Annotated in this window: 24 protein-coding genes; 8 read left to right on the top strand and 16 right to left on the bottom strand. The window is 39.7% G+C overall.

Features of this window, described 5'->3' with window-relative positions:
• Positions 1 to 35 precede the first annotated feature (35 nt).
• Positions 36 to 1064, top strand: a complete 1029-nt coding sequence (bioB, locus tag CKV62_RS01135) for a biotin synthase BioB (RefSeq protein ID WP_095065006.1) — start codon at positions 36 to 38, stop codon at positions 1062 to 1064.
• Positions 1065 to 1170: 106 nt separating this feature from the next.
• On the opposite strand, the gene CKV62_RS01130 is transcribed toward bioB, so the two are convergent.
• Positions 1171 to 1533 (bottom strand): hypothetical protein, encoded by a 363-nt coding sequence (locus CKV62_RS01130; RefSeq protein WP_095065004.1) that lies wholly within the window; start codon positions 1531 to 1533, stop codon positions 1171 to 1173.
• Positions 1534 to 1989: 456 nt separating this feature from the next.
• A complete protein-coding gene (locus tag CKV62_RS01125) occupies positions 1990 to 2589 on the bottom strand; it encodes a TetR/AcrR family transcriptional regulator (RefSeq protein ID WP_095065002.1) in 600 nt (199 codons plus the stop codon).
• Between the two features lie 161 nt (positions 2590 to 2750).
• Between CKV62_RS01125 and CKV62_RS01120 the strand changes: the two genes are divergently transcribed.
• Positions 2751 to 3536 carry an MBL fold metallo-hydrolase gene (locus tag CKV62_RS01120; RefSeq protein ID WP_095065000.1) on the top strand — a complete coding sequence of 262 codons (786 nt, stop codon included), beginning with the start codon at positions 2751 to 2753 and terminating at the stop codon, positions 3534 to 3536.
• A gap of 170 nt (positions 3537 to 3706) precedes the next feature.
• On the opposite strand, the gene cooS is transcribed toward CKV62_RS01120, so the two are convergent.
• The 5 genes from cooS to CKV62_RS01095 all read right to left on the bottom strand — a co-directional run bounded on the left by cooS (position 3707) and on the right by CKV62_RS01095 (position 10911).
• The gene (gene cooS / locus CKV62_RS01115) at positions 3707 to 5920 is read right to left on the bottom strand and encodes an anaerobic carbon-monoxide dehydrogenase catalytic subunit (protein WP_095064998.1); all 2214 of its coding nucleotides are present in this window, start codon (positions 5918 to 5920) and stop codon (positions 3707 to 3709) included.
• A gap of 491 nt (positions 5921 to 6411) precedes the next feature.
• Positions 6412 to 8040 carry a phosphoenolpyruvate carboxykinase (ATP) gene (locus CKV62_RS01110; protein ID WP_095066684.1) on the bottom strand — a complete coding sequence of 543 codons (1629 nt, stop codon included), beginning with the start codon at positions 8038 to 8040 and terminating at the stop codon, positions 6412 to 6414.
• Between the two features lie 291 nt (positions 8041 to 8331).
• A complete protein-coding gene (locus CKV62_RS01105; RefSeq protein WP_095064996.1) occupies positions 8332 to 9945 on the bottom strand; it encodes a DUF438 domain-containing protein in 1614 nt (537 codons plus the stop codon).
• Between the two features lie 223 nt (positions 9946 to 10168).
• Positions 10169 to 10522: an energy transducer TonB gene (locus CKV62_RS01100; protein ID WP_231968343.1), complete on the bottom strand. Its 354-nt coding sequence runs from the start codon at positions 10520 to 10522 to the stop codon at positions 10169 to 10171.
• A 5-nt stretch (positions 10523 to 10527) separates the two neighbouring features.
• Positions 10528 to 10911 (bottom strand): energy transducer TonB, encoded by a 384-nt coding sequence (locus CKV62_RS01095; protein WP_038116325.1) that lies wholly within the window; start codon positions 10909 to 10911, stop codon positions 10528 to 10530.
• 382 nt (positions 10912 to 11293) lie between these two features.
• Between CKV62_RS01095 and CKV62_RS01090 the strand changes: the two genes are divergently transcribed.
• The 4 genes from CKV62_RS01090 to CKV62_RS01075 all read left to right on the top strand — a co-directional run bounded on the left by CKV62_RS01090 (position 11294) and on the right by CKV62_RS01075 (position 15144).
• On the top strand, positions 11294 to 12232 hold the full coding sequence (locus CKV62_RS01090) for a metal ABC transporter solute-binding protein, Zn/Mn family (RefSeq protein ID WP_095064992.1): 939 nt from the start codon (positions 11294 to 11296) through the stop codon (positions 12230 to 12232).
• 121 nt (positions 12233 to 12353) lie between these two features.
• On the top strand, positions 12354 to 13085 hold the full coding sequence (locus tag CKV62_RS01085; protein ID WP_095064990.1) for a metal ABC transporter ATP-binding protein: 732 nt from the start codon (positions 12354 to 12356) through the stop codon (positions 13083 to 13085).
• Complete coding sequence (locus CKV62_RS01080; RefSeq protein ID WP_095064988.1) at positions 13082 to 14047, top strand: metal ABC transporter permease; 966 nt, start codon at positions 13082 to 13084, stop codon at positions 14045 to 14047. Before CKV62_RS01085 ends, CKV62_RS01080 begins: the two co-directional genes overlap by 4 nt.
• Positions 14044 to 15144 (top strand): metal ABC transporter permease, encoded by a 1101-nt coding sequence (locus tag CKV62_RS01075; RefSeq protein ID WP_095064986.1) that lies wholly within the window; start codon positions 14044 to 14046, stop codon positions 15142 to 15144. The genes CKV62_RS01080 and CKV62_RS01075 overlap by 4 nt, the downstream gene beginning before the upstream one ends.
• Before the next feature lie 77 nt (positions 15145 to 15221).
• Here CKV62_RS01075 and CKV62_RS01070 read toward each other — a convergent pair whose 3' ends face one another.
• Positions 15222 to 15710: a GNAT family N-acetyltransferase gene (locus CKV62_RS01070; protein WP_095064984.1), complete on the bottom strand. Its 489-nt coding sequence runs from the start codon at positions 15708 to 15710 to the stop codon at positions 15222 to 15224.
• Between the two features lie 113 nt (positions 15711 to 15823).
• Here CKV62_RS01070 and CKV62_RS01065 point away from each other — a divergent pair, with 113 nt between their 5' ends.
• Both CKV62_RS01065 and CKV62_RS01060 read left to right on the top strand, forming a co-directional pair.
• Positions 15824 to 16393 carry a helix-turn-helix domain-containing protein gene (locus CKV62_RS01065; RefSeq protein ID WP_231968342.1) on the top strand — a complete coding sequence of 190 codons (570 nt, stop codon included), beginning with the start codon at positions 15824 to 15826 and terminating at the stop codon, positions 16391 to 16393.
• Entirely contained in the window at positions 16357 to 17211 is an 855-nt protein-coding gene (locus CKV62_RS01060; RefSeq protein WP_231968394.1) for an IS3 family transposase, read from the top strand. Before CKV62_RS01065 ends, CKV62_RS01060 begins: the two co-directional genes overlap by 37 nt.
• A 107-nt stretch (positions 17212 to 17318) precedes the next feature.
• On the opposite strand, the gene CKV62_RS01055 is transcribed toward CKV62_RS01060, so the two are convergent.
• The 8 genes from CKV62_RS01055 to CKV62_RS01020 all read right to left on the bottom strand — a co-directional run bounded on the left by CKV62_RS01055 (position 17319) and on the right by CKV62_RS01020 (position 24029).
• A complete protein-coding gene (locus tag CKV62_RS01055; RefSeq protein WP_095064978.1) occupies positions 17319 to 17738 on the bottom strand; it encodes a GNAT family N-acetyltransferase in 420 nt (139 codons plus the stop codon).
• Positions 17739 to 17862: 124 nt separating this feature from the next.
• Positions 17863 to 18327 carry a GNAT family N-acetyltransferase gene (locus CKV62_RS01050; RefSeq protein WP_197696281.1) on the bottom strand — a complete coding sequence of 155 codons (465 nt, stop codon included), beginning with the start codon at positions 18325 to 18327 and terminating at the stop codon, positions 17863 to 17865.
• Positions 18328 to 18357: 30 nt separating this feature from the next.
• Positions 18358 to 18681, bottom strand: coding sequence for a hypothetical protein (locus CKV62_RS01045; RefSeq protein WP_095064976.1), 324 nt, complete (start codon positions 18679 to 18681; stop codon positions 18358 to 18360).
• Positions 18682 to 18689: 8 nt separating this feature from the next.
• On the bottom strand, positions 18690 to 19100 hold the full coding sequence (locus CKV62_RS01040) for a hypothetical protein (protein ID WP_095064974.1): 411 nt from the start codon (positions 19098 to 19100) through the stop codon (positions 18690 to 18692).
• A gap of 93 nt (positions 19101 to 19193) precedes the next feature.
• Positions 19194 to 20225: a PDDEXK family nuclease gene (locus tag CKV62_RS01035; RefSeq protein ID WP_095064972.1), complete on the bottom strand. Its 1032-nt coding sequence runs from the start codon at positions 20223 to 20225 to the stop codon at positions 19194 to 19196.
• Positions 20226 to 20280: 55 nt separating this feature from the next.
• The gene (locus CKV62_RS01030; protein ID WP_095064970.1) at positions 20281 to 20583 is read right to left on the bottom strand and encodes a hypothetical protein; all 303 of its coding nucleotides are present in this window, start codon (positions 20581 to 20583) and stop codon (positions 20281 to 20283) included.
• Positions 20576 to 22849, bottom strand: a complete 2274-nt coding sequence (locus tag CKV62_RS01025; protein WP_095064968.1) for an AAA family ATPase — start codon at positions 22847 to 22849, stop codon at positions 20576 to 20578. Before CKV62_RS01025 ends, CKV62_RS01030 begins: the two co-directional genes overlap by 8 nt.
• Before the next feature lie 211 nt (positions 22850 to 23060).
• Entirely contained in the window at positions 23061 to 24029 is a 969-nt protein-coding gene (locus tag CKV62_RS01020; protein ID WP_095064966.1) for a DUF4365 domain-containing protein, read from the bottom strand.
• Between the last annotated feature and the right edge of the window lie 42 nt (positions 24030 to 24071).

Genomic DNA, 24071 nt, shown 5'->3' with positions numbered 1-24071 from the left:
TTAAAATTAGGTTAACAATATATCAGGAGGCTAGTATGGCATTACCTATAGCTCAACAATCATCCCAAGCGGGAACATACGAAAAAATTCTTACCATTGCAAACCGCATCATGAACGGCGGTGAAATCACAAGGGAAGAAGCCATAGAACTGATTCACACCTCAGACGATGACACTATGATTCTACTTGCGATGGCCGATAAAATACGCCAACATTTCAATGACAATTCAGTTGATGTATGCGCCATTGTAAACGCACGGTCCGGTAAATGTCCCGAAAACTGTAAATTCTGTGCTCAATCGGCACACCACAATACAGGGGTTCAGGAATACCCGTTTATGGATGAAGAAAGCCTTCTCGACGCGGCACGCAAAGCTAAAGAGGCCGGTGCAATCCGCTTTTCCATCGTAACGAGCGGTCGCAATACAAATAACCCCAACGAATTTGAACAAATCATACACATTCTGGATCGCATCAAAAATGAAATGGGTCTTGAAATCTGCTGCTCACTCGGTCTATTGAACTACGATCAGGCTGTCAAATTGAAGAAGGTCGGTGTTACACGATATCACTCCAATATCGAAACGGCACCGAGCCACTTCCGGGATATTTGCAGCACACACTCATACGAAGATAAAATGAGCACCATCAACAACGCTCAAAAAGCGGGCATCCGCGTCTGCTCCGGCGGCATCCTAGGCCTCAACGAAACTCTGGAACAACGCGTAGAAATGGCATATGAACTTAAACGTTTAGGCGTTGATTCTGTGCCGTTAAATATTTTGAATCCTGTTAAAGGCACACCATTTGAAAGTAACGAGGCGTTGCCTCCGCTTGAAATCCTACGTACCTTCGCCGTATTCAGATTTATCTTGCCGAAAGCTTTAATTCGCACTGCCGGCGGTCGTGAAGTAAATCTACGGGACCTGCAGGCCTATGCATTGAAAGGCGGTCTAAACGGTATCATGGTAGGCGGTTATTTAACAACCGGCGGCCGTTCTCCGAAAGACGACCTTCAAATGCTTCAGGATTTGGGCTTAAGCCGGACTGTCGCTCAACCCTGAAACTTCAATGATATAAAAAATCCGGTTTATACATTATTTACATATATAAAAGGAATCGTCCGGCTTGCTGTGCCGGACGATTCCTTTTATTTCATAATAAACCTGTTTAATTCCATAATAAATTATAAATAGCCTGTCCGTTCGTATTTCCCTCAATAGGCTCGGGATCCTCATTATAATTCACGTTCTGATAAGGCGTACCGTCAGGCATATAGGCATCCACCGTAATCGTCTCCATTGTATAATTATATCGACTTATATACACTTTATAACGTAATTCGTCACCACTCAGCTCATTGACGCGCAACCATAACAATGCATCAAACTTACTTTTTTGAACGCTGTCATTATCAATGAACAGTTGATTACCGGATGCATCAGCCCCCACGTAGTACCATTCCGTTGCCAAAACAGTTCCGTCTGTACTGAGTAGCCACAAAAGAGACAATATGGTAAATATTTTCCTCATAGGACTACTCCTCTCTTACTACATGAACCATATATTTTATAAAAGACTGAAGCTGATCAACCCTTTATAAAGTATACGACTTTCCCCTTTCTATATAATACCAAAAGAAGATACCATTTATCAACAATGATTAAAATTTATCATCAATTTTTATTAAATATGAAAGAAATATGAAAAACATAAAAGAAATTTCTAAAATATTTTCATTTTCTGTTCATTTCTATTGCGTATTATAATAATGTCAAATGATAGACGAAGGTAACAATTCCCTGGTTACTTTGGATGTATTTATCTCCCGACAAGTAATACTAACCCCAAACCTACTACTTGTTTAAATACATCAGGTCATTTGATATTAATACTAACACTCCCCTTACATGAAAAAGACTCCGTATGGAGTCTTTTTTCGTTGTATAAAAACTTCACAGAATACTAAAACATAAGCGAATATGAAGACTATTTACTTTGTAAACCACGATAAACGAGTTCAAAAATAATTTTCTGAGCTTCTAACCACTCATCGCTTTGAGACCACTTGTATTCTTTATTAACGGCATATAGTCCGTGTACTAAAAATAAAAAAATAGATACGCCCACATCAAATGAAACCCCAAGTGCTTCTGCCATAACGAGCCCTTGCCGATCTTTTTCACGCCGTATAATACGTTGTAATACATATTCTGAAATTTGTTCATCTAAAAATAAGGGTAAATACTTTTTATGTCGCATAATACGCTGACATAACGGCAGTCTATCAAAAATAGAATCGTATGCTTCTCTCAATGAAACAGAATCAGAAGCAGCTGATAAGGTTTTAGCTATAGTTTGTAAATTATTATTATCTACCATTTCTGAGTTTGAATAAGCGATTGCATCATCCACTAAATCATCAACAATTTCCATAATATTACTATAGTGTAAATAAAAAGTAGAACGAGTTATACCTGACGTTTTACACAACAATGTTACTGTTACAGACTCAAAAGAATGGTTCTCTAGACAGCCAAGCAACCCTTCTTTTAACAACATACGTGTCATTTCTTTTCGAGTTATCATAAAACCTCCAATATAGACACTTTTATACAATGTGTCTATTAATAAACAGAGTATTAATTATTGTTGAGACTAGTATAACAAAACAAGGTACACTAATTGAATAGATTACAAATAGTAATCTATTCAATTAAATCAATAGTAATTCAATTAAGGAGATAGCCATGACTCAATATACTCACATTCGAAATGCAACGGGAAAATTAACAATAAAAAACACAACATTTCTTATTGATCCATTCTTAGCACCAAAAGATACTTATCCTGGCTTTGAAGGAACATTTAACTATCAACAGAGAATGCCTATGGTTGATTTGCCTGTATCAATAGACAATCTATTAAGCGATATAACTGCAGCAGTAGTTACACATACACATCTCGATCATTGGGATGATACGGCAATTAAATCTATTCCAAAATCACTTCCTATTTTTGTACAAAATACAGCGGACAAAGAACTTATTACGTCACAAGGCTTTAATGATGTACGCATCATTTTTGAAAATCTAGAGTTTAATGGTATCACATTGAGAAAAACAGGTGGCTCTCACGGCACTGTAGAAATGTATGCGAATCCAATTCTCGCACCATTAGCAGGCGATGCGATGGGCGTTATTTTTGAAGCACAGGACGAACCAACAGTTTACCTTGTAGGCGATACAGTGTGGACAAGCGATGTAGAAAAGGCACTGCTTCGTTTTGACCCTAACGTTATTATTATGAATACAGGATATGCTCAAATTTTAGGCTTTGAAGATAGTATTATTATGGGTACAAAAGATATTGGCCGCATGGTGGTACGCAAACCAGAGGCTAAAATCATCGCTGTTCACATGGATACAGTTAATCATACAGCAACAAGCCGTAAGGATGTGCACAAATTTATCAAAGGCACCAACATTGAAAGCCATGTAGCAGTGCCTGAAGATGGTGAAACCATCACACTTTAATAGGTCTAAAACAATTAGTACATTATACTACGGCTAATACAAGACTAGTAAAAAATCTATCCACAAACAATAAAAAACACCCTCTAAAGTCTAATAGTCATAATAACTACAAGATCTATAGAGGGTGTTTTTATACTTAACTACAAATTATAATTTATCAAAAGGATAAACTATTTTACTGCTACCCAACCTAAAGCGGCACGTTTGTCATCGATATCCGCCAAGATTTTTTCAGCTACCTTCTTAGGATCGGTATTTACATACATAACAGACCCTAAAATGTCTTTAGTATCCTCTTTGAGCCATTTTGTAACGGCATCGGACCCCTGCGTAGGCGGTTCAACGCAATGATAGGAGTTGATACCCATCAAGCGGAAGCCGAGAGACGCATCGATACCTTTTTCATTGGACCATTCAGGACTGGACATGGCAAACGGCAACTGCGGCAAATTAAGGCCCAGCTCAGCGGCGATACCGCCGAAGATACCCGATGAACGGGCATTATCCACGCATTCACCGACATGCCATACCGGCGGTTGATCATCACCTAGAAATTCCTGCAACGCAGGGCTACATTTCTTAATAGCATCTGTATTACAATAGCCCAGCTTCATCAACGGGAATGATGCGCAACCGTTCGTTAAAATGATACAGCCGTTTTTAATGAGTTCATCAACGATATCAACGGTCGCTTTTTCATAAATAACACGAGGGTTTGAACAACCGACTACATTGACGATACCGCGAACCTTACCGGATTTTAAAGCCTCCGCTAACGGTTTGAAAGAACCGTAATGTTTAACCGTGGATTCCGGAGAGAAGCCGACCTCAGCCGTAATTTCGTATGGAGGAATAAATACCGGCATGCCTTTACGCAATTCATGAGCTTCAAGGGCACGATCCAAAATTTTCCGTGCCAACGCTTTCGTTTCCGCCAAATTCGTATGATGGTGATCATAGCCGATATGTTCCGCACCCGGCAGACGAGCCGCATCGGATGTGGTAATCACCTTTGTATTAAAACAACGCGCCACGTCCATGATAGCTGGGTACACATCCTGTACGTCCGCTACCCAGCAATCGAGTGCGCCCGTACCGAGCACGAGCTCTGCCCCGATAGCATTACACAACGGAATAACATTTTCATACCGATACATGCTGGACAAACCGGAGCAGCAGATACCGTAGAACTGGATACCTTTTGCGCCGATAGCCTTAGCTTTTTCCTGATATTCTTCAGATGCACCGATCGTGCAGATCTGAGATACCAGCGTCGGCAAATGACCATGTACGGCGATATTTACATAACCTTTTTTAAGGGCTCCGATATTAACCTTGGACGTACGACGGCCGCCTTGACCGAACAGCGCATCCGTAGCGATATCCGCCGCCACTACACCGGTAAATGTGAAAGCCAGTCCGCAACGCAGGAATTGCTTCATGTTGCTTTCCCAGTCGCCATCCGTACCGACACAGGTGCGATGATATGCATCAAAGGCTTCATTGTATGCGGAAATAGGTAAGATATCCAAATTTTTCCAGACTTCGCGGCGTTCAGCAGGTGCCATCGCCGTAATCGTTTTATATTCACCCGGAAGAGCACGACTCAAGTCTTCCAGCAACACATCCGCCAAATCGTTAGCGACGTCATTTAACGGGCGCCCTTCCTCAGGAATGTTGAACGCCTTACATACGGTACGGATTTTCTCTTCTCCTAAAATAGGAATATCCAATTCACCGTTAGCAGCCGCTTTCAGAGAAATCAAAATTTCGCGCGCATGTGCACCATGTTGAGTCAACCCGCCTGCAGCGGCACGGGTCATGTTACGGGCAACGATAAGATCCGCATCCGCGCCGCAGACACCACGAGGGCTCTTAGGCGTAATCTTGCAGGGTCCCATAAAGCATATGCGACAACATACGCCGGCAATACCGAATGCACATTGCGGCTGCTGTTTATCGAAACGGTCGAAAACCGTGTCACAACCGATCTGCTCCATACGAAGAATCATTTCACGAACCGCCGGATCCGGTGTCTGTTCGATTACATCCTGTTTTGTAGGCCATGTTTTGCGATACTCCGCAACGGCTTTCAAATAATCGTTTACACCATGTTCATGAGGCACGCCGGGCTCATGGGTATGCGGCACCCATTTATCCGTAGGCAAAGCTTTGGCATGGCTATGATCATGATCGTGGTCATGATTATGTACATGTTCGTGACTATCATCATGAGTTTGACCATGCTTATGCTGATGACCATGTTCATGATCGTCCGTATGATTATGGTCATGATGGTCTTCATGATCATGTCCGTGATGATGCCCTCCACAATGACAATGTTGATGTTTATGGGCATTTTTATTTTCTGCATCTTTACTCATAGTAAACCTCCTTGTGACCTACATAGGCCAAGCATTAACAATAAGGAACATAATCCTCACCACAATTCATAGTTAATACTACCATAGTCATGGATTTTAAAGCCTATCTTATAGATATGTTTTAATTTACTATAAGTATATTTTCTGCGCGGACATTTGTCAATTATATTTTGAGAAAATTTTTTCACATATACATTTATAAATCCGATAACAACAATGTTTTTGCATCACTTTATTCAGCTTATATTCATAAATTTGTGAACAAATTAATTTCCACTAAACCAAGGGAATTAACCTTGCCATATTCATTATGTAAAATAATATAGTTTCAATATATGATGATATCTTTTTGATATGTGATGATATCGTTTTGGTATGCATATACAATGCTATAATTTGGGTATATATGGGTATATGATTATATAAACAATAATAAGAAGGGCCGCACCGGCTGCGATACATTCGCAGCCGATACAGCCCTTCTTTTATTATTACATTAATGTTTTAAGTACATTCATAACTTCTTCCGGTAATTCGTTCTTATGACCGATGAGTTTTTCCACATAGTCATAACGGAACTCAAAAGCCTGATGTAACTGATGATGGTATTCACGCACTTCAAATGGCGGTTCAAAGCCCGGTATCTCAACGTAGGAAAGATTTTCATACGCACCGAACGGTTTAAAGTCCAAATTGCCTTCCACCAATTGTTCCAATAAATTCAACGTCACTTCCTTAGGAATTTTCTTTTCCAGGAAGAATCCCGTGTTCATGATAAAGCAGTCCACACCGCACTCTTTAAAGAGTTTTTTGTAGCTTTCATAATCACGAACCAATGGATAGGTACGGAACGGATTTGCATACGGTTCAATAACGAGTGCGTCCGGATCCACGTGCGCGTCGAGTTTTTCAGCCGTAGAACGACGCGTCGCCAACGTCGCCCCCATGGTGGACGCCAACACAGGGTCGGATATCTTAAGAATCGGCGGCAATGTTTTATCCTTCATGAGCCATACGATGGCATTGACAGGTTCACCTACATAATTTACGCGATTGTCCGTCCAGAATTGAGATTTAATGGCACGACCGTTGTTATTGCGCACATCCTCAGCCAATACGACCTTGCGGCCCTCTTCATCCATCGTCACCCCTACATTCTGCAAGGTCAACAGGAATTCATTCGCCGGATGTTCTACAGGATAATCCTGCATTTTATCGAAATACGTAGGCTCCATCGCAATCGAACTCAAATCCTTCGTATTGATGATATACGCATCGTCATGCAAAATGGAAATATCGTAACGACCATTGTGTTTTTCATGAGTCAACGTGGATTTACCGGAACCGGACAGACCGAACACACCGATGGTATACGTCTTGCCGCCGTCCAGGTTATAGCGCTTCATACCTCCATGACAGGCGACATAGCCGAAGCGATTCGCCAAAGACCACGCCAATGTAAGGGTGCCTTTTTTATGTTCCCCGAAATAACGCATGCCGAGAATCATCGCGCAGTTATGAGCAGGATCAAAAATCGCAAGTCCGCCCGGATGACCGGGAACCACATAATCAGGGTCGGAGTAAATATAGATATCTCCTTCGGGAATATCTTCGCTTTCATTATAGAATTCTTTTACAGCAGCATCAAAAAATTTAAAGTTCATCACCCAGGAATATAAAATGGATGCATGATCTTTCGGAATCATCAAGTGAGCACGGGCGGTAAATTTCTTATCGAGGCCGACGATAACCTGTGCAGCAATCCATTCCTTACCGCGACTGTCATACACGGCGTCACGCGCAATATTGGCAAGTTCGATTTCATCAATACCTTCATCACCGATAATACGACGAGCCTTTGCGTAACGCCCCGTCGTCTTGCCGTCATTCGTAACAAGCACCTTCGCATCGGCCGGTAAGCCCTGCTCCAGGGGTTTATGTACAGGCATATCGAGGACGATGACACCCGGTTCTTCAGAAGCCAGCTGATACGCTTGTGCCACAGAGGTAACCGGTTCTACATTATTTCCATAAAATGCGGTTTCAATCGTACTGCGTAACTTCGAAAATAATGGGTTTGTTTTGATTTCACTTTGTTTCCAAACGCGTCTCGTCGACATAATATCTAAATCCTCACCTTTTAATATATACATGATTTCATCTGTGAAAGTATGAAAATAGCCAATACTCTCATTAATACTTATTTTACCCTTTTCTATCAAGTTTGTATACATAAAACAACCGGCGCGCCCTTAATATTGTGTATTTACTATTAATTAGTGCAACATAATTAAACCGGCAAAAGCCGCATGCCAGTACTTACACCAACATGCGGCTGTAACCAGGATATACCATACGCTCCCAATAGCACGGTACCTCCTATACATATACAATATAGGAAATACGAAAGGTCAACTATTATTATTGATGAATGCATTTAGTTTGGCAATCAGGTCGTTCACATCAAAATCTCCACGTTCCGCAATCATTTTAACCGTCGCCACCTTCGCCATGACTTTCACCATAGGGGTTTTCAATTTTTCAAATTTAGGATTCAAGGAAACCAAATAATCCACCACATCCGGAGAATGTTTGATCAGCTTGGACAATGTCGTTTTCTCATCGATGTGAACGTATCCGCCCGCATCGACTGCCAACGGTTCTTCTGCCACCGATTCCGCCGCTTTTAACGCCAAGGATTTTTCCGAGCCGCCGTCACCTACGTAATCGGACTTATCCCATGTCAACAATGTGCGGGAACCTTCCAGTTCGCGAATATGCGTGCAGTCCTGCATCATTTCCAAAACACCGCGGAACTTGCCCTTTTCATCACGCACAGCGGTATAAATAACATAGATAAACAAACCCGGTTTATTGATCCAGAACTCAGCCTGACTTTGTTCGCCGGAACGGAACTTTTCAACGATTTCCTCCACGATATGTACAGATTTCGCAGGATGACAATTCTTCACTTCGCGTCCGATAACATTGGCACTGCGAGGGAAAATCCGATGCGCCGTATCACTGTAGAATTTAACGAGTTCATTTTCGTCCACATAGGATAAATCTACAGGCAAGTGGCGAAAGATTAAATTGATCTGATCCAGGGTCAACTTTCCTGTAGCAACATCGAGAACGGCATCCTTACCGACCGGTGCACCGTCTACAGGACCTACATATTTAGACAATAGCCCTGCCAAATCATTCAGGAATTCATTAGATACGGCGCCGCACCGAGCAGAACCGCTTTGATTCGGTTGCGCAGCGGAATCGTTGATGCCCGGCACCACATAAAGTCCCGGAGTCTTAATGATAGCGTACCCGATTTCATGGTCATTCTTGCTCATGCGCACGAACTCTTCATCGCTCAGCAATTTGAAAGATGTAGGCAACAATACTTCCAGCTCTTTGGAATTCAAATCGCGTAACTTAGCCAATGTCTCCGGTACAGATGCCAGGAACTCATCATATTTATCTTCACGAAGCAATGCATAGGATGCGGAAATGGCATCACGCACCGCATCGTCAAATGTCCACATGATGCGCGTAGGTCGGTCAAAGCCATGATCCTCCAGCATCGGATACAGCTGATTCTGCTTTCTGGATAAGTGAGTCCGCCATTGAGCAAGAAAATCAAAAACACCGAGCCACGGATTCTTGATAAATTTATCCTGCTTCAACAATTCATCGGCCTCGACAGCCACCTTTTCAACGGCGTTGATCTCCTCCAAATACACCCACAGCGGATGATTTTCAGGATATTCATTCTCAGCGCGCACCAGTACGCCATCAAACAGATTCAGCAGATCATCCATCTTGTCGAGAATTTCCCCATCCTTATACACGCCCTTTAAACTCTGCTCCGCGTAAGCAAACTCATCAGGCGTACAAGTACCTAATTTTTCTTTCAGAATACGATTCCCGTCCTCCAGTGACAATTTACCGTCCAAATAATCCTCTTTTACGGACACGATAATTCTATACCGCTCATTATTAATATCCAGTTCTTGTTTTAAGGAATTCATAATTTATACCTCCAGGAGCTCACTCGTTTATGACTATGTTTTTATTATATCATTTTGAAAGTGATTTTCAGTATCCACAGGCACAATTTTATAATTTGTGAAAGTTTTTATACATATACTACACGTTTTATCCTGTCGCCCGATACACTAAGAACTGATAGGAACAGTTACACAAATAAAAAGACACCCTCACAACTATGTGAAGGTGTCTTAAAACCGTATCTTATTTTTTAAAATCAATAAATTCTGTTTTAAAAGATTCTACCGGCTTTCCATCGGAATCGGAAGCGGGCTTAAATCGCCAAGATGATACAGCGTCCACAATAGACGCATCTACCGCGGCATCCCCGCTGGATGTAAGTAATTTTACGTCGTCTACCGCTCCGTTTTCCTTAATGGTAAATTGTACATCAATGCCATGTATGTCGCCGGAATAAGCATCCAAAACCGCCGAATCAACAGCCGGTGTAGACACAGCTACAGGCGGTTCATACGGCGCAGCCAGGGCCGCCGTCACGGAGCCGGCAGCGACCAATGCACTTAATGTTATACAACGCAACACTTTGTTCATCATCATTCTCCTTATTTAGCAGATTGACCTACAACCTTCTTAGGTAATGTAATCGTCATACCAATAATAGATTCATGCGGTTTCTTATCGTTGCCGATGGCAGGTGTGAATTTCCATTTCATAATGGCATCTTTTACAGCCTCATCGACCGGTGCATATCCGGAAGACTGTTCCACGAACACTTTCTTCACAGCGCCCTGTTTATCAATCAAAAATCGAACCCTCATATTCGGTGCCACCTTAGCTGTCTGAGGGATCTCAGGCATTTCAGGTTTCACGATGGTAACCTCTTTAGGGGGTGAAATAAAACCCGCCGCGTTTGCCGTATAATTTCCAAACATCCCGAATGATGCCGCAAGTACAGCCGCAGCGGTATAGCGAATAATTCTATTCATGATATAAGTCCTCCTTGGTTCTCTTAATCTATGGATATTATCATACTAAATTAATATGAAGAAATGAAGAAATTAATCATTTTTCTTATTGAGATTTAATCTCATTTATGATATAGTCTAATTAAAGTAATCGATCGGCCATCACACATCATGTCGATGTGTAACATAAAAAATAAACAAGGAGGTTCTTCATGAAACGTAGAAAGCGTATTCAAATGAAGGTCATGATGATACTCGGTATCGTAGCCCTCATCGGGCCGGACCAGCTGCAATCATTCATACACTAAAGAATTCATGACCTCGGCAGAAGTACGACAGTTCTGCCCCAGCCGCTACGTTGGTAGCGGCTATTTTTCTGTATTTTTTATACGGGAGGTTTATTATGAAATTCAATCGACTTGTATTAATCGCTCTATCGTTAACCGTCATGATGCTGGCTCTGACCGGTTGCGGAAAGGACTCCGCCCGGGACGGGCAAAAGAAACTTCAGGTCGTGGCAACTACGACGATGTTGACGGACCTGGTGAAAGAAATCGGCGGCGATGATGTTTCAGTCCAAGGTCTCATGGGCCCCGGCGTCGACCCCCATCTCTATCAGGCCAGCGCAGGTGATGTGACGGCCATGTCAAAAGCGGATATTGTCGTATACAACGGTGTTCACCTGGAAGGAAAAATGGGCTCCATCTTTGACAATTTGGCAAAACAGAACAAAGCGACCATTCGCGTATCCGACGCTATCGATCCGTCCACACTGCTCGATTTCGAAGAAGACGGCGTATCCGCAAAGGATCCGCACATCTGGTTTGACGTAGCCAACTGGAAATTGGCCGCAAAAGCGGTCTATGAAGGTTTGTCCAAAGCCGATCCTGCACATAAGGAAAACTTTCAGAAACGTTATGAATCCTACCTCACCAAATTAGATGAAGCGGATGCCTACATTAAAACACAGGCCGAATCCATTCCTAAAGAGTCCCGCGTTCTCGTAACGGCGCACGATGCATTCCAATACTTTGCACGGGCCTACGGATTTGAAGTCAAAGGTTTACAGGGCGTAAGCACCGCTACGGAAGCCGGCACGCAGGATATGAACGAGCTCGTCCAATTCATCGTGGATCACAAAATCAAAGCCATCTTCGTGGAGTCATCGGTACCGCATAAAACGATTGAGGCCGTTCAGGAAGCCTGCAAGGCTAAAGGCTGGGACGTATCCATCGGCGGCGAACTGTATTCCGATTCACTCGGCTCCGAAGGAACTGAAGGTGGCACATATATCGGCATGGTAAAAGCCAACATCGATACCATTGCGAAGGCACTTAAATAAAAATGTTAATTCAAAACCTGTTAATTAGAGAACGAAGTCGGTGCTGCAGATATGTATATTAAGACCTGCTAAAATAGAGCACGAAGTCGATACAACAAATTTATATAACAAGGAGGCATGTATGGAATGCGCCGTAGAAGTTGAAGATATGACCGTCGCCTACACGACAAAACCCGTGTTATGGGACGTGGATATGAAGGTCCCTATCGGTTCACTGGCAGCTATCGTCGGTCCCAACGGAGCCGGTAAGTCCACATTATTAAAGGCCATGCTGGGTCTGCTGACAGTCATCTCGGGCAGCGTCAAATTTTACATCGACCATCACCTGGCAATCAACAAAAATGATTACAAAAAGATCGCTTATGTACCGCAAAGCGGCAGCGTTGACTGGGATTTTCCCACCACCGTGTCAGATGTGGTCCTCATGGGCCGTTACGGACATCTGGGCTGGTTCAAACGCCCTACCAAAAAGGACAAGGAGTTAGCTCTGGCCATGATCGATAAAATGGGCATGACCGATTATGTGGACAGACAGATCCGTCAGCTCTCCGGCGGTCAACAGCAGCGTGTCTTTCTGGCGCGCGCCCTCGTTCAGGAGGCCGATATTTATCTCATGGACGAGCCGTTCAAGGGCGTAGACAAGACGACGGAACGTGCCATCATCACATTATTACAGGAGATGAAAGATCGCGGAAAAACAGTTATCGTCGTCCACCACGACCTTAATACGGTACCCCAATACTTTGATTGGGTCACACTGGTTAATAAACAAACCGTCGCTTACGGTCCTGTATTGGACACATTCACTCAGAAAGCGATCGAGCGTACCTATGGTACAGGAGGGATTCTATGACGATACTCCATTCCTATACGACGCAGATGGTATTGCTCGGCACCGCTCTATTGGGTCTTGCCAGCGGCATCGCAGGCACCTTTGCGGTACTTCGCAAGGAAAGCCTCATCGGAGACGGCTTATCCCATGCGGCATTACCGGGCGTAGTGCTCGCCTTTTTGCTGACCGGCATCAAGAATATAGAGGTGCTCATCGCGGGTGCCGCCCTTTCCTCGATTGCCGCCGCATGGCTCGTCACGATTACCGTGGAAAACAGCAAGATTAAATTCGACGGAGCGTTAGCCACCATTCTCTCCGCCTTCTTCGGCTTCGGCATGGTGCTGCTCACCTATATTCAGAGCCTCAACAAAGCCGGGCAGACGGGGCTTTCAAAATTCATATTCGGACAGGCGGCCACCATATTGGCGCGCGATGTATATATTACGTCCGTCGCGGCGATTATCATCATGATCCTGACCGCTCTGTTCCGGAAGGAACTGAAACTCATTTCCTTTGATCCGGAATACGCCAGGACGTTACAGATTCCTGTGACGTTTACGCTCATTTTATATCGGGCGCTGCTCATTATGACCATCATCATCGGGATTCAATCGGTGGGCGCCATTTTGATCAGCTCACTCCTCATCGCACCCGCCGTGGGTGCCCGGCAATGGACAGATAAACTGGGCACCATGTGTATATTGGCCGGCATGTTCGGAATGATCTCCGCCATCGGCGGCACATTGTGGAGCACCGCTGTTTCCAAATTGCCTACAGGGCCGGCGATTATCGTCATTCTGTCGATTTTGGTATTACTCAGCCTGCTGTTCGCACCGAACAGAAGCCTCCTATGGCAGCTGCGCCGCGTTCGTCAGACGAAATACGCATTAAAATCCATGTCGGGCCCTTCCACCGAAAAAACGATGCCGTCGGATCCGGTCACACCAACCTCTGAAAGCGGCAATATAGGAGGTACCCTATGACAGCTCACACTGAAATATTGCTCATCGCTATGGCGGTCTCCATCGCCTGCGCCGTGCCCGGTGTCTTTCTGGTACTGCGCCGCATGTCTATGATGGCCGACGCCATTACGCACACCGTATTTTTAGGCATCGTGCTTGCCTTCTTCGTGACGGAAGACTTGAATTCGCCATTCCTGCTCGTCGGGGCTACGCTCGTCGGCGTCGGAACGGTATGGCTCATAGAGATGATTCACAATACACATCTCGTCAACGAAGATGCGTCTATCGGCATCATCTTTCCCCTGCTCTTTTCAGTCGCCATCATTTTGGTGAGCCTCTATAGCGGAAATGCCCATCTTGACGTGGATACGGCATTACTCGGGGAAATCGCCTTTGCGCCGTTCGACAGATTCATTGTGAACGGCACCGATTTAGGCCCCGTATCGCTGTGGATTTCACTCACGGTGGCCGCCGTCAACCTGCTATTGGTCATTCTGTTCTACAAGGAACTGAAACTGTCCACCTTTGATCCGCTGCTGGCGGGACTGTTCGGCTTCACGCCGATTCTCATCCACTATGTATTGATGACCATGGTCTCCCTCACCGTAGTTGCCTCCTTTCAGGCGGTCGGCGCCATCCTTGTCATCGGGCTCATGATCGGGCCTGCAGTCATCGCTTATTTATGGACCAACTCCGTGAAAGCCATGCTCATCAGCAGCATCGTCATCGGTATTGTATATGCCGTTATCGGCACGGAGGTTGCTTTCACCATGGATGTGTCCATTGCGGGTTCCATCGCCACCACCATCGGTATAGGCCTAGTTATCGCCGTCATCGCTACACCGAAGACCGGTTATATCGCCACATACCTCCGGCAGCGCCATCTGCGTCGCCATTATCGGGAAACGATGATGCTGTGCCATATTTACACACATATGAATACACCTATCGCGCACGTTGAAAACGGCATCGGTACCATTCATGAACATTTGAACTGGAGGCCTGATTATACTCATCAAGCTGCTTCACAGCTAAAGAAACAAGGTCTATTATATGTGACAAATGGACACTACGTGCTTACTGATAAGGGTATAGCACAAGTTAAAGAGATTATTTAAATACAATACCAATACTTTTCCCAACAAAAAGAAGCTGAAATCAATGCTGCTCTGCAAAGATTTCAGCTTCTTTTAATCTAAAATACAATCCGCATTTGATACCATTTAGCACCGCCATGATCAGACTCTGATTCTCCTTCATTTACAAAACCAAACTTGGCATAATAAGGCAGCTTTTCTTCCTTACAGGTTAAAATGATACCCTTTCGGTTTTCCTCTCTCGCAAGGTCGATAAACGCCCCAATTAACTTACCACCTACACCGCGATTGCGGTATTCAGGCATCGTATTTAGACCAAAAATCATTTGCCATGCGCCATTGGGATTATGTAAGAAAGCATCGGCGAACATCTCATCCGTCAAGACTTCATCATCCGTTACAAAACCATCGATAAAACCAATCGGCGTAGCTCCATCAAAGGCAATTAAAAACTGACCTGCATAACGGTCTAATCGTTCCTTAAAAGCCTCACGAGGCGCCGCCTCTGCAGGAGGGAAACAAGTTGCTTCTATATGTGTCACTAAATCTAAATCTGCGGTTGTCGCTTTTCGTATTAATATATCCATATCCTTCTCCATCGTATCTACATATCGGTTTTAGTATATATCGTTTACATAACAAAGGCTACACGTATGATATGTACCCCCTTTACTGGACAACTAGTAAAGGGGGTATTTTCATGAGATATAGTTATGAATTTAAAAGAAAAGCAATTGAATTGTTTTACCAAGGTAAATGGCCGGAGACACCAATCGGAGTATTGACTCATACTTTTCATGAGCAAATAAGGAAATGGGCTAAACAAGAAAAGTTTAACGGACCAGAAATTAATGAGCATCGTACAGATAATAAGCGTTGGTCTCCAGAGAACAAATATGAGTTAGTATGCCAAGTATTATCTGGTAAATCTATACGTTCTGTATCTGTTATGGCTGAAATTAACACTGGCCAACTGTATCAATGGGTTCATAAATACAAAACTTTGGGATACAATGGTCTTATTAATAAACCTAAAGGGCGACCATCAAAGGATTCCAAAATGAAAGCAACTAAGACCATCTTACCTCGAAAACTCAAAGAGAGTGAATATGAGGAGCTAATTCGCTTACGAGCTGAAAATGCTTACATTAAAGCTGAAAATGAAGTCATAAAAAAAGAGATTGCCTTGAGAGAAGAAAAAGAGGCTGCGCGACTCAAGGCGAAAAAGCAGCGATTATCAAAACGCTCCGCCAACAAGGCTATCAACTAAAGTATCTTCTGAAAGCTATGCCAATGTCCAAATCTACCTATTATTTTGAACTCTCTAAAGTAGATCTTGTAGATAGAAGAAATACACAAGTAAAAAACGAAATTCAAAAGATTTTTACAGAACATAAAGGCCGGTATGGTGTACGCCGTGTATACCAAGAGCTTCTTAACCGAGGTTTTATAGTCAATCATAAACGAGTACAAAGACTTATGCATATCATGGGACTTGCTGGAAAACGGCCAAAGAAGAAGTATCACTCTTATAAGGGACAAGTAGGTAAAGTGGCAGAAAATATTATTAATAGAGATTTTAGTACAACCGCACCATTACAAAAGTGGACTACTGATGTATCTCAATTTAACTTCTCTTGGGGAAAATGTTATTTGTCACCTATTTTAGATATGAATACGAATGAGATTGTTGCTTATGACTTAGCATTAAGACCTAACTTAGAGCAAGTTTCTCGTATGTTAGATAAAGTCTTTAAGAAGTTTACCAATCTTTCGGGATTAATCTTCCACTCTGATCAAGGCTGGCAATACCAACATAAGTACTTTAGGAAAACACTCAAAGAACATGGTATTATTCAATCTATGTCTCGAAAAAGAAATTGTTATGATAACTCTGTGATGGAAACCTTTTTTGGTAGATTGAAAACGGAAATATATTATGGTTTTGAAAGGGAATATTCATCATTTAATGCTTTTGCAGCAGCGATAGAAGAATACATTAACTATTACAATAACAAAAGGATTCAAGCAAAAACAAAATGGATGCCCCCTGTAAAATACAGGAAAGCATCCATGTGTTTAGGCTAGTAAATAATATGTGTCCAGGAAAATGGGTACATATCAGTAACTCTATGTACGTGTAGCCTTTTATTAACAATTTGACCAGTTATTTGCTATACAGATTATCCGACCAATCATCTTTTCGTATATTTAGGTACATTACGATATTGCATCGGCAAGGAATTATCTTTTATTTTAAAGCCATGCTTTTCATAAAATGAAGCATTCTTACTTTCACCAATCATAACATTAATGTACAAGTAAGACTTGTAAGCCTCTTTCACCATTTCTAGCAAATGACCTGCAATACCTTGGCCATGATAATCAGGATGAACCAGTACATAATTGATGAAGCACACTAACTCGCTATCATCCATGACACGAATAAGACCAACTAAACGATCGCCATCCCATGCAGAAATCACGCGCGATGAATTCATAAGAGCCTTATGTAATCGATCAGGATATTTACCTACTACCCAACGAACAGACAGAAATAACTCTGCTACTTGCTGAGAGGTAAAATTTCTTTCTTCTGTATACGTAATCGCCATAAAAGCTCCTCCTATAAATCTCGAGATATATGCTATCAAAGAGATGGTATCCATCAGTTAACTAAACTATATGACTATATGACTATATAAGTATTTAACTACATAACTATATAGTCACATAATATTAAACAAGTTCCTTGCTCATATAGATAACATCATCCATAGGGTTATGATAATACGGCTCACATTCAATAAAACCATGCTTCTTGTACAGATGGATTGCTGCTTGCAATAGTTCAATTGTATCTAGCACCATTTCTTTATATCCAGATGCCTTGGCATGGTCCATAATGCTTTCAATCAGACGATCACCGAGAGCATGACCACGACCCTCGGGACGCACATATAGGCGTTTCATTTCACAACGGGTATCACTATGCTGATAATACGCCACCATGCCGAGCACCACATCATTATCATCAATTGCAACCAATAATTCACCATTTGGCGCCATATATTTCTCTGCTATATCTGCTAATTCCTTATCTAAATTCTGAAAGGACAAATCGCGACCAAGCCACTGCGTATACTCTTGAATTAGCTCTTTTACTTGATCTAAATACGGTTTGCCATCAATAATATGAATCATATAACCTCCAACGGATATAATACCCTACAATTATTTTTTCTCATGTGGCTTATGCTGAAAGATTTCTTTTACAATCCCTTCACCAACAACATTGCCACCTTCCATGATAAAGAACTCAGTACCTGCTTGTAAAGCAGAATAATCTACAGTTTCATAAAGTGGCAGCGCATTAGCTCCTATTTCTTTATCAAAGATGACATCTTCACCATCAATAAAGTTAATACTAAGATATTCCTCAGTACCTTTTATAACAAAATGAGGACAGTACATTCCATAATTTAAATTCGGTAGACTCGTTCTCTTCTTACTGAAGAATGTAACTGTGCAGCCAATAGTAAAATCTAAATTACTCATTCTGCGCCTCATTCAACTACATATACCATATCACCTTTAAAGTATATGTTCATTATACAGTGTACGGGATTCCCTTCGGTCCATAACCAACCCTGGAATACAGCGTGTCCCCAATTATAGGTCTCCGTAATGACCTCAAACTCACTTTCACTATAATCCTGTTGATACTGAGGTAACTCAATTCTTTTACCTGTGAAAGTATCTAGTATTGTAATATTAAACACGAGAATTTCAAAAAAATCTATATCGCACATCTCAAATACAACTTGAGCCTTATGAGTTTGCTCAACACCGTTCTCATGGGAGAAAATGTACTCAAAAGTAAGGATCAAATTATCGTCTACGTATTCTATTTTCTGTACCCTTGCATCATGGAGAGAATATTTGGGATGATTGCCAAAAGATTTAGTTGTTTTCATATTCTCCTATATATAATCAGCACAATTAACAATATCAATATCAATATCAATAATAATTATTAGAAAAGGACTCTTTAACCCGATTATATTATATTATTTTAAAACTGTCTTTCTAGTCATATCCCAATTAAATTTTAATGTACAAAGTGTAGGATTTATCTTATCAAGATATGCAAGAAAAACAAATGTACCTATTCTTTTCTCTTTAATATCTCTTGCAATATCATTTATATTATCAGATGATAACAGATAATCTCTAAGTAAATTAGACAATGTAAAACTAATACTAATGTCATTATTAGATTGAGTAGCTTCTGTTACAATAATCCACTTATCAGGTTCATCATCATGCCACTTTATTCCAACTGTTTGATGAGGATTTCTTTTCAATAGTTCATTAAATAAATCGTTCGATAATAGTGGAACTATAAATGGGCTATTTATAGTGGCTAAATACATAACTTTATTCTCAATACGCTTAAATAAAGTTTCTATCATAGTAGTAAGTTTAATATCATTATTAAAATTAATATTAGCATTTAAGAGTGTATTCTCAAAAGCCTGATCTATCCACTTTTTAAACTCTAAAAATTCTTCTCGTACCTTATCCTCTATACCATTAACAGAAAAATATTCTACAATGTTGTAAATTGAGGCTCTAATTAGGCAATATTCTTTACCAGATAAATCTACTAAATGGATCCTATGAGCTAAAGCAAAGCGTTGTGCAGGTTCTGAGAAACCGGTAGTAGAAAATATAGCATAATGATAATGATATCGTTCTATAGACAATTGATCATCATCTAAATCTACCGTTGAATAATTTGTATTTACATCTTCTAAAATTCCAACACCCATTCTAACCTTATCAATACCTACAGGATTTTCTGCATAAAACTTAGCCTCTACAAACAATCTAAAAGGATATACAAATGGAGGCGTAATTTTAAACCGCCCTAAAGTATCAAACTGATGATACCCACCTCTACCCTTTATATTTAAATTATTATTCCGCTTTTCAATCTCTCGACCATCCTCATTTCTAATTATTTCATAACCATTAACCTCAATAAGTTTTGCCAATACTATTTCTAACAAGGCACCTCTTGCCGGTCCTTTTCTCATTTACATCTCCTAGAATATATTTATACCAAAATAGAAGAGCACCTAACAACATATTCTATAAAACTAAATTCTCAGTTTTATTTGCAGTAGAATCAAGATCTTCATCTAATTTATTAGACAATTTAGTAGTAATCTCTATTAATAACTCACAAAAAAAATCCATGACCTGAGAATCATGTTCCTTTTCATTTATTTTGGATATAGTATATGTATCTCCTTTTGAATAGTCTAAAAGTTTAAAAATATCTTCTGCTTCTAGTTTTCTTAAATTAGATTTTATTATTATCGACTCTTTACTATTACAACGTAAGGTAATGTCTTTATTTTCTTCCATTATAACTTCAATTGTTTTATCCATATACCTTTAACCTCTTTTCAATAGCCAGTTTTCCACCATCCATATTATCAGCAACAAGCTTTAGCATATTAACTTCAGTATCCTCAAACTCTAAACATCCAGCTTTTATCTTTATCATATTATTATTTTTTTCTACAAAAATTATTTGTTCTACATCTAAATTAACAACTAATAGTGGATTATGTGTGACAATAATTATTTGTTTCTGATTCCTTATAGAGTTGAAATACTTTATAAGCTTCTTACTAATATTATTATTTGAAATATGATCTTCTGGTTGATCGATAAGAAAAATACTTTTATTAGTTTCAAATTCTGATATATATTTAAAATATGCTAGCGACTGCTCTCCTAATGTACTACCCAGTTGCGCTTCACCATTCGATATGTCAACTATATAATTTTTACATTCACACATCTGATCAAGAAATTTCTTTAAATTTTCCCGGTAGATTTCATCTATCTTTTCATAAGAAGTACATCCTCTAATTGCATCCACCAAACTATTCCAATCTTCAATACTTTTTAGTTTTTCTATATCTAAATAACTTTGATTAAACATAGCTCGCATAAAATCGTCGTGTACGTCTTTTTCATGATAATTTGATTCAGAATTAAAGTTAAACCCACAACTAGGCTTTTTACTATCTCCTTTTAACTTTTTCGGCTTTTCAGGAAATATATTTTCTCTAATATTTTTACATACAGCATCAATAATACTCTTTATAAACTTATTTCTTTTCTTTCGAAAAGCAGTTGAATCTCTATCTTGAGATGATGAAGCTTCACCGACTTTTCTACTATATTCAGATATCTCAGATGAGATTATATTACGTAAATTCTTTTCGACTTCAATTGTATCAAAATTATTTTTAATCTCATCTCGGATTGGAACCAATAAACTTAAAGCCCTATTAATTTCATTTGTAAATTTATCAAAATATACATCGTTCAATAAAGTTTCAAGTTTATCTACTATATCAGATACATCATTTTTATACTTTTCATGTATATTTTCTATATCTACAAAATCCTCATCACAATGAATCTCTAAAAAATAAGTAGGATTATTATTTGATACATTATATGTAAGAGATTTTTGCTTTAAATTATCAATCTCTATCTTTCGTTCTATATTAGTTTTAATATAGGTAAATAGATTCTTTGCATAAGATTCATATATTTCTCTAAATGTCGAATGGTTTACAGTATAAAAGTTATCATTAGTAAATAAGGTCTTTGAATCAAACTTTTTTATTATTTCCCCTTGTCCAATAAAAAGCTTACAAAATGAATCATTATGATTACAACATAACTTATTCTCGTTAACCAAAGCTTTTATATATGCTGGAGAGGATGCCTTATCAGCTAAAAGCTTTAATAAAGTAGATTTTCCCGATCCATTTTCTCCAATTATTACATTTATACCATTCACTAAAGGAATCACTTGTTTCCCTATATTAAATGCTTCAATATAATTAACGTTGCTGTTTTCTTGTTGATTAATTCTAGTTTCAGGAGAAGTAACTGCCATTAAGAGTCCTTTAAATGTTGGTAATATTTTAGCTCGTGAATGAGTAAAACTTTTATTTTTATTCCCATGGTCATGGTTTGGATAGGCGGCCCATTCATGGCAATCACTACCCATTACCAATCCAATATTCGCTGGAACATCTTTTAAATTGTTTTTTAGAATACCTTCCACGTTAGGGCGCTGAAATTCCAGAGCATTTATATAACCTGTTTTTATTAAGTCTATTGGCTCCTTAGCAGATTCACTCAACGAGTTGTGTTTCCCTCCTTGCCTATCTAAACTATTTCTCTGACAGGCTATTAATATTACGTCAAGGCCTATCGTTCTTAGAAGTGTTTCAAATCTTTCTTTTGTATAATATTCCTCCTTACTTTGTAATAAATCATTACAAATACATGTTTCAATTTTTCTATAATTATCACTATTGTTTTTAGCATCAAAGATTGTAATAATATGACACTTCCCCATATCACTATCTATTTGAACATCAAATTCAACACCAGCAACTAGTCCTCTCACATTACTATATGACTTTGACTTTATTATGCTATCTAATTTTTCATATAGCTCTGCATCGAATCTATTATGATCCGTAATAGAAAACAGCCCCACATTATGTTTTTGTAATTTATCTAATAAAACATCAACATTGTCAACAGTAGATTCATCAACAATACCCTTACTTTCTTTATATTTACTAGCATAAGAATGAATATGTAAATCAAATTTCATACATTAACACCTCCCCTGTGTAAAGCTATTACAATATGCATCAAAATAATTTAAACAATATACTTATACTACTTTTTAGTATTCAATTTATTTAATCGATATAACAATACCTAAAATATCTGCAAACCAGGAAACTCTACCGCTCAATTTATTACCATAAAAGTTTCCTGACAAATAGTTCAACCACGATAAAAAGATACTGAAGAAATTTTTATAAAGTATTATTTTGAGGTCTTGCTGATACATACACTTGGCTTTGAGTAACATAATTATCTATTGTCAAGAAAGATTTACCTAATTCATTCAAACTAAGAATTAACATATACTCTGCAACTTCATTATAATGATTAATACTACGCATAGGATCTAGCTTTTTACGAAAGTTTTCAAAGCTATCCCCCCAAACAATCCACCGTTTCTCCTCTCGATCATAATAGCAGTTTTCTTCAAGCCATAAATTTTCATCCTCGCTTTGATAAAAATCTGGATCAGCAATGAAGTCTGCCCACGGAAATAATTTAGGAAAAACTTCAGTATAAGACGTATATGGAAAGCGATATGGATATAAGTACTTACTTTCTCCGTTCTTATCATTGATGATTAATTCTATGGTGCCAGCTCCACTACATTTATTAACCCACTCTTCAGAGTGAAGTCTAATCATGCCACCTCTTTGAATAATCTGCATAAAACTCTTTTGAGATAGTAAAAAATTATAATTCATAATATGTTCTGGCAATTTTGTAAAAGCCAATAGGCTTTGATGTGAAAATTTATCCAAAAACAATTGATTTAATGGAATTTTAACGAAAAAACCTTTTCCTTTACCTCCTTTTGTTTTTTCTATAGTTTTAACTGTTAATTTTTCCCAAATACACTCATCATTATCAGGATTATATAAAACTATGATGCAAGGAAGGGAATTAGTAGTCCAATAATTATATTGGCGTTCACTAATATCTCGAAATATTATATACTCCCCTTTCCGCTCTTTAAACCAACTTTGTCCCGACTTTATTTGCAACCCTAATAACTGACTCACCTCACCATTCACTTCAGTAAATTCCATATGAGCATCAATACCTACATCATCTATAGGTTGTTCTCTAAACATCCACTTATAATGTGCAGCAAGTTTCCCACAATGATACACCCCTTCACGTTCAATAGAATTTGCCATTTAATCACTCCTTATCAATACTAAAAAATCCCCTTATAATGT

The sequence above is a fragment of the Veillonella rodentium genome, assembly GCF_900187285.1.
Classification (GTDB): domain Bacteria; phylum Bacillota; class Negativicutes; order Veillonellales; family Veillonellaceae; genus Veillonella; species Veillonella rodentium.
The sequence above is the reverse complement of the archived record's forward strand: the minus strand, read 5'-3'. Positions and strand labels throughout refer to the sequence as shown.